1 pseudogene is annotated in these 353 nt (G+C 70.3%); it reads left to right on the top strand.

Features of this window, described 5'->3' with window-relative positions:
- Window positions 1–353: pseudogene (locus ABGA94_RS14495) on the top strand (hypothetical protein); the annotation flags it as partial.

Here is a 353-nt window from a genome sequence, read left to right as displayed (position 1 = left end):
GAGTGCGCTCCGCAGCCAGCATCAGCTCCGCCACCACGCGCAGACCCGCCAGCGCGCAATCCGCGTCCGCCAACTGAAGACGCCGCCCAGGCAGTTGATGCCGTTCCGGCCAAGGCTGCGCTGCTGGCCGGCATGCCGGCGCAGTACACCGGCCCGGTCTGGACCGCCGTTCTGGTCAGCAGCCTGCTGGTGATCATGGGCCTGCCCCGGGGGGGCATCCGCCTGTTTTGGCGCGTGCCACCGAGCAAGGTGGACGCCACACCGGACGCGGGCCAGGCGCAAGCCAATGATGACGCAGCGATGCTGGCAGATCGCGACTACCCGCTGGTCGCCGATGCCGACCTGTACGCGTG

The organism is Stenotrophomonas sp. 3diitr2024 (assembly GCF_042136455.1).
Classification (GTDB): domain Bacteria; phylum Pseudomonadota; class Gammaproteobacteria; order Xanthomonadales; family Xanthomonadaceae; genus Stenotrophomonas; species Stenotrophomonas sepilia.
Note: the sequence above shows the minus strand (reverse complement) of the source record. Positions and strands in the feature narration are given on the sequence as shown.